This window comes from Acinetobacter parvus DSM 16617 = CIP 108168 (assembly GCF_000368025.1).
GTDB classification, from domain to species: Bacteria; Pseudomonadota; Gammaproteobacteria; order Pseudomonadales; family Moraxellaceae; genus Acinetobacter; species Acinetobacter parvus.
In genome coordinates this window covers 811,309-818,244 of the sequence record NZ_KB849212.1, presented here as the reverse complement: position 1 = coordinate 818,244, position 6,936 = coordinate 811,309, and the positions used below count along the sequence as shown (strand labels likewise).

Annotated in this window: 4 protein-coding genes and 2 pseudogenes; 5 read left to right on the top strand and 1 reads right to left on the bottom strand. The window is 41.6% G+C overall.

What is annotated here, in order from left to right:
• Positions 1-776: IS3-like element ISAcsp5 family transposase (locus F988_RS10475; RefSeq protein ID WP_082187173.1), on the top strand; the 776-nt coding region annotated here is incomplete at its 5' end.
• Between the two features lie 70 nt (positions 777-846).
• On the opposite strand, the pseudogene F988_RS10470 reads toward F988_RS10475, so the two are convergent.
• A pseudogene (locus tag F988_RS10470) lies at positions 847-1,194 on the bottom strand (IS4-like element ISAba33 family transposase); the annotation flags it as partial.
• 355 nt (positions 1,195-1,549) lie between these two features.
• On the opposite strand from F988_RS10470, the gene F988_RS10460 reads away from it, so the two are divergent.
• The 4 genes and pseudogenes from F988_RS10460 to F988_RS14750 all read left to right on the top strand — a co-directional run.
• A complete protein-coding gene (locus F988_RS10460; protein ID WP_004682900.1) occupies positions 1,550-2,245 on the top strand; it encodes a GntR family transcriptional regulator in 696 nt (231 codons plus the stop codon).
• 24 nt (positions 2,246-2,269) lie between these two features.
• Positions 2,270-5,719: a chromosome segregation protein SMC gene (gene smc, locus F988_RS10455; RefSeq protein WP_004682899.1), complete on the top strand. Its 3,450-nt coding sequence runs from the start codon at positions 2,270-2,272 to the stop codon at positions 5,717-5,719.
• A 1-nt stretch (position 5,720) separates the two neighbouring features.
• Positions 5,721-6,713, top strand: coding sequence for a cell division protein ZipA C-terminal FtsZ-binding domain-containing protein (locus F988_RS10450; protein WP_004682897.1), 993 nt, complete (start codon positions 5,721-5,723; stop codon positions 6,711-6,713).
• A gap of 81 nt (positions 6,714-6,794) precedes the next feature.
• Positions 6,795-6,936: pseudogene (locus tag F988_RS14750) on the top strand (IS4-like element ISAba33 family transposase); the annotation flags it as partial.

Here is a 6,936-nt window from a genome sequence, read left to right as displayed (position 1 = left end):
AAATCAATCGCAGTACGTTGTATTACAAGCCCAAAGAGATTTCATCAACTGATTTGAGTTTGATGCGTCTGATCGATGAAATTCATCTCGACTACCCATTTATGGGCAGTCGAATGATACGAGATATGCTACAGCGTCAAGGGCATCAAATAGGTCGGCGTAAAGTCCGACGTTTAATGCGCTTGATGGGAATACATGCCTTGTATCCAAAACCCAATACCAGTAAGCCTAATCTTGCACACCGTATTTTCCCATATCTGTTGAAAAACATGGTCATCGATCACTCTAATCAAGTCTGGTGTACAGATATCACATACATTCCTATGGCTAAAGGCTTTGTCTATTTGTGTGCAATTATAGATTGGCATAGTCGTAAAGTACTGGCTCATCGTGTATCGATCAGTATGGAAACAGACTTTTGCATAGATGCGTTGCAAGAAGCAATTGTGAAATATGGTTGTCCTGAGGTGTTTAATACAGACCAAGGCAGTCAATTCACAAGCGAGGCATTTTTGAATGAGTTAAAATTGCGAAATATCCGTATCAGTATGGATGGGAAAGGACGGTGGAGAGATAATGTGATGATTGAGCGGTTATGGCGCAGCTTGAAGCATGAGGAAGTCTATTTGAAGGCTTACGATACGGTTAAACAAGCGAAACAATCAATTGCTGAATATTTGGATTTTTATAACATGATACGTCCTCATTCAAGTTTGAATAAGGCAACACCAAATGAATTTTATGATCAACATTTACTAAAAGTAATGGCAGCATGATTTAAATATTTAGAGCGGATTTATCACTTATAAAACTGAATTGAGTGGTCTAATTAACGGAACCACATCACGCTATTCCACGATAAACGATTGCGAGCATCAGGATATTAATATTTCGTTTTCCCCATTTCCAATTGGTTCTATCTAAAGTCAGTTGCACTTGGTCGAATGAAAACATATTGAAAATCAACTGAGAAATTTGACGATAATCAAAATACTGACCTGCAAAGAAGCGCTGCATACGCCGATAAAATGATTGTGGTAAGCACTTGATGGGCAAGGCTTTAGATGCAGAAGAAAGATTGCACGTTTGCTTTAAAATGATCGCAAGCATGATGAGCGAAAAGCACTTTAAATGTGACTTGTTCCATTTTAGAGATTTGTTTAAGATAAGATATAACTCATTGAGATGTGTCATAGTATTCGTCGTTAGAAAACAATTATTGTGACATTATTTCAATGAGTTATCTATTTTTGTCGTGTACAGAGAAAAATATTCTTTTATGTGACTTATATCAACAAAAAATCGATAGAATTTCAACTTTCAGATATATGGTTGTCGGGCAAAAAGCAGATAAATGGCTGATATTAAAAATAGAAAAGATGGGTTTTATCTGTATATTCGGGATCAAATCAGGTTTTTTTAGAACGATTGGCTTAAAAAGCAATAAAATTGTTAGACAATGATATAGAATTTATACAACGAAATCAGTTAAAACAAAAAAGCGCAAACAGCATTGAATAATGCTTATAACAAAGATAGCGAGGGGCTCATGAATCTCGAAGAGGCTGATAGTCTTTCTGAACAGATTGCAAAATACATTAGTGAACAAATTATTAGCGGCGAGCTGGTTGAAGGCGAACGTATTCAGGAGCTGCGCATTGCGAAAGAGTTGGATGTCAGCCGTGGCTCTGTCCGTGAAGCATTGTTATTGCTGGAGCGTACCTATTTAATTGAAATTTTTCCACGCCGTGGCGCAATTGTCTCTGAAATGTCGGCCCAGCAGGTCAAGGCACTGTTTGACACCAATGTGATGGTGTTGGGCCATATTGTGCAGCGGATTAGTGAGACCTGGCGGGTCAATGAGGCAGAACAGCTACAGGCCTTGTTAGACCAACTGATGGAGTTTGTCCGTGCTGGGGATATTGAGAAGTTTTATGATGCTATCTTTAAATATCTGGCTGAACAGCAGGAGATGGTGGCGAATCCCTACATAATGCAGTTTTACAAGGAACTGTTGCCATCGTTACGCCGTAGCTATTTTTTAACCTTAAACACCTCTCGCCGTGAGCTACAGGAATCGTTTACCCTGTTTAAGCTGGTGATTGATGCTATTTTGATCCGAAAATCACAACAAGCCGCTTTATTTATGGAAGATTTTTGTCGACACTTGCGCAACCTTGTGTTGGAATCTCTAACACGAATGAAACAGATTGAATTGGCTTGGGCAAGACGCTCACGCCGCTAATTTTTTAGGTCAAAACACGGCGTTATGCGTTTAAGCAGTTTAAAACTTTCAGGCTTTAAATCTTTTGCCGATAGTACCACTTTAAATTTTAAGGCCAATCGTACTGCGGTCGTTGGCCCAAACGGTTGCGGAAAATCGAATGTGATTGATGCCATTCGCTGGGTGATGGGCGAATCTAATGCACGTCAGTTGCGTGGTGGTAGCATGCAGGATGTGATTTTTACAGGAACATCCAAGCGTAAACCTGTCGGTCTTGCCAGTGTAGAACTTCGTTTCGATAATACATATGGAAAATTAGGTGGCGCTTATAATGCCTATAACGAGCTTGCGGTGCGTCGTCAGGTTACACGTGAAGGTAAATCAGAATATTTCTTGAATGGCACACGATGCCGCCGTCGTGATATTACCGATATTTTTCTAGGAACGGGTCTAGGGCCGCGTTCTTATGCGGTGATTGAGCAGGGCATGATTAACCGTTTGGTTGATGCCAAGCCTGAAGAAATGCGAGTGTTTATTGAAGAAGCTGCTGGTGTATCTCGCTATCAAGCACGTCGTCGTGAGACTTTGCAGCATTTAGAACATACTGAGCAAAACTTAGCTCGTTTGGAGGATATAGCGGCTGAATTAAAATCACAGCTCAGAACCTTGAAGCGTCAGTCTGAAGCCGCAATTCAATACAAAACTTTAGAAAGCCAAATCCGAATCTTAAAAATCGAAATCCTTTCGTTCCAAGCCAATCAAAGTCAAAAGCTACAACAAGAATATACAGTTGAAATGACCACGTTAGGTGAACAATTTAAGTTGGTTCGTTCAGATTCACATACGATTGAACATGATCTTGAAGCCACAAGTGCTTTATTCCAGCGGTTGATTCAGCAGTCTTCACCATTGCAACAGGAGTGGCAACAGGCAGAGAAGAAACTAGCTGAATTGAAAATGACGCTGGAGCAAAAACAGAGTTTATTGCAGCAAAACAGCAGCAGCTTGGTTCAGCTTGAACAGCAAAAAGTACAAACCAAGGAGCGTTTGCAGTTATCCGAGTTGCAGGTTGAAACCTTAACCACGCAGTTTGATGAGCAAAATGAGCAATTGCTTGAGCTGGAACAGCAGACCCAAGCCGCCGAGCAAAATTTTACCGATGTTCAGGCACAACACAAGCAGGCACAACAGCAATTTGAACAACTTAAAACCCAAGTTGAAAAGCAGCAACAACAAAAGCTGCAAATGGCGGCACAGATTGAGCAACTAAGCAAAAATGTACTGCGGATTGAACAGCAAAAGCAGACCTTACAAAAGCAAAGCGGCCAGATTCGTGCTCAGGTTCAGGATGATGAGCAAGCGCAACTGGAACAGTTACAGCAGCAGTTGCAACGAGAGATTGTTGAACTGGAAACAGCGATTGAACAGCTACAGCAAAATCTACAAAGCCAGGAGGATCAGCAACATTTAAACAAGACTGATGCACAGAGTTTAAAAACAGAGATTCAGGTGTTATTGGCTGAACAAAAGAACCTGAATCAATTGGTGGCAAAGCAGAGTCCCAAACAGAACCAAGATATCGTTCGATTAATGCAAAACTTGCGTTTAACTGCTCAAGCTAAAGTGCATGCATGCATTATTGAGAAGTTCTTAGCCAAGTGGTTGCAAGCGCATTTGATTGAGAAAGAGCAAGCCTTTCAAGAAGGTATCGCACGACAGTTAAAATCATCACAACGGCCGCCTGTTCAAGTTGCAGGACTCGCTTTTTTAAGTGCATGGATTGAAGCACCACAATCTTCACTGTGGGCCAATGTTGCTGTGGCAGAAAATTTGGCAATAGCATTGCATCATCAGTCGGATCTCAATCAGGCACAATCCATTTTAACGCTGGATGGTTATCATGTCGGTGCGGACTGGGTTATTGCGTTGCACTACGATGAAGAGAGCCAGACTGCACAAGGGATGCTCAGTCATCAAGTGCGTTTAGAAGAAATTGAGCAGCAACTGGCACAGCAGCAGCCACAATTACTTGATCTGGAAAGCCAGTTTTCACAACAGCAGCAAAGTTTGCAACAGCAACAACAGACGTTGCAACAGCAACAACAAGGTTTGAAGCAGAAGCAAAAAGAATTACAACAACTCGATGTGCAAATTGCTAAATTACAAAGTACCGCACAGGCATTTGTGTTGCAGCAACAGCAACTGGCAGATCAGTTGAAACAACTGGATGTGCAGCTTGAAGAAGATGCCATGCAGCGGGATGATCTGGAAATTGACCTGCATGCTTTAGCAATTAAATTGGAAGCAGTGTTACCCAACTATAAGACTTTGCAGTTTCAGGTCGAAAATCTAAATGAACAATTGGATGAGCAACAACAACAGCTGACCCAACAGCAGCAGCAACGTGAAAATCTGCGCCGTCAGACCTCTCAAGCCAATCAGCAAATTGAGTTGTTAGAAAAAGATATCTCATTCCTGAAAACGCAGTATCGACAAATCATTGAGCAGATTGAGCAGGCGAAGAAATTTGTTGACCCAATTCAACTGGAATTGCCAAATCTTGAATCACAGTTTAAGGCGCAATTTCAACAAACCGAAAAACTGCAAAAAACCTGGAATGAATGGCAGCTGGAACTCAATCAAGTACAAGAGAAACAGCAGCAACTGACTGAACAGCGTCATCAGGCACAGCAAAAAGATGAGCAGGTGCGTGAACAGTTGGAACAAAAGCGCTTGGCTTGGCAGGCAGCAAAATCAGATCGTGAACATTATCTGGAACAGCTGAAAGAACTCAATGCGGAAGCTTTATCTGACCTGACGATAGAAATGAAAGATCATCAGCAAAAACTTGAAAAAGCCCAGCAACAATTTGAGAAAATCGGTGCTGTGAATTTGGCAGCTTCACAAGAATACGAAGAAGTGTCCCAGCGTTTTGATGAGTTGAACCATCAGATGCAAGATCTGCGAAATACGGTTGATCAGCTCAAGGATGCCATGAAGAGTATTGATCAGGAAACACGAAAGCTGTTTATGACCACTTTTGACCAGGTCAATCAAGAGCTGCAACTTTTGTTTCCAAAAGTGTTTAATGGCGGTGAGGCGACCCTCAGCCTTGAGGATGACTGGCAGTCTGGGGTGAAATTAATGGCGCGTCCGCCAGGTAAACGTAACAGTTCTCTGGCATTATTGTCAGGTGGTGAAAAGGCCCTAACGGCATTGGCGTTGGTGTTTGCTATCTTTAGGCTAAACCCTGCGCCTTTCTGTGTATTGGATGAGGTGGATGCACCACTTGATGACGCCAACGTACAGCGGTATTGTAATTTGGTAAAAGAGCTTTCTGAACAAGTGCAATTCATTTACATTACACATAATAAATTGGCAATGACAATGGCAACTGATTTACTTGGAGTGACCATGCCAGAGCCAGGCACATCAAAATTAGTGACTGTGGATTTAGAACAGGCAAAAGAATACGGGTTAGTTGCGGAGTCCTAGTATGGAAATGAATACAATAATAGGCATTGTTGTCGCCGTTGTGATTATGCTCGTTGGTTTGATCATGATTTTAAGAAAACCAAAACCAGTTGAGCTTTCACTAGAAGCAGATCTTCATGTTAACCCTGAAAGTCAGCAACCTGTGATTCCTCGTCATGTAAGGGATCAGATTTTGCAAAATGATGTGGTTACCGCTGCAACCAACCGTGTTGAGCCAAGTTTTAACACGGCACCGATTGAAGCAAAAGCGCCAGTTGAAATAGCTACTGCGGAAAATATTGTAAAAGCGACTGAAACTGATGTTGTGATTGAACCTGAGCCAGTTGTTAAGCTCACTTCGGATGCAAATAAACAAGAGACAGTGCTAGAATCGCAGTCTCAAGACGAAGTTGAAGCACTTTTAGCAACGCCAGAAAAAGCTCAGGATGAGAAAGCTGAAACACAGCTCAGCTTAAACCCAAATATTGAAACAGTTGAGATTGCTGAGTTTGATGGCGAAAGTAATATTCTGGATGTGCATTTGCATGAACAGCAACGCTATGATGATGAAAGTGCTTTGGCAACAGCAGAGCAAATTATTGCTTTGAATGTTTATCCAAATCCACGTCGTGCTTTGTCTGGTGATAAAGCATTAAAGGTATTGCTGAAATATGGCCTGCGTTTTGGCGAAATGTCATGTTTCCATCGTTATGAAAACACCGATGAGCCAAGCCCATTGATGTTCTCCGTATTACGCGTCACAGATAATGGCCCAGCGGGCTTTGACCTGGAAACATTGTCTGCGGAACAGGTGCAGGGTCTGGCATTTTTCCTTGCATTACCAAACAGCAAGGCGGTGACAGGCTATGACATGATGACCAGCATTGCAGGCTTAATTGCGCGTGAGATTGATGGTAAAGTTTACGATGAAAACAATCTTGAATTCACGCCGCAGTTGAAAGAGCATTGGCGTCATCATGTGATTGATTATCGTCCAAATCAAGCAACGGTTTAATCAATCTTTTCTCTGTACACGACAAAAATAGATAACTCATTGAAATAATGTCACAATAATTGTTTTCTAACGACGAATACTATGACACATCTCAATGAGTTATATCTTATCTTAAACAAATCTCTAAAATGGAACAAGTCACATTTAAAGTGCTTTTCGCTCATCATGCTTGCGATCATTTTAAAGCAAACGTGCAATCTTTCTTCTGCATCTAAAGCCTTGC

Bases quoted from the DNA above. Each gene is read 5' to 3' on its own strand.
- F988_RS10460 (WP_004682900.1), top strand. From the start codon at position 1,550: ATGAATCTCGAAGAGGCTGATAGTCTTTCTGAACAGATTGCAAAATAC.
- smc (WP_004682899.1), top strand. From the start codon at position 2,270: ATGCGTTTAAGCAGTTTAAAACTTTCAGGCTTTAAATCTTTTGCCGAT.
- F988_RS10450 (WP_004682897.1), top strand. From the start codon at position 5,721: ATGGAAATGAATACAATAATAGGCATTGTTGTCGCCGTTGTGATTATG.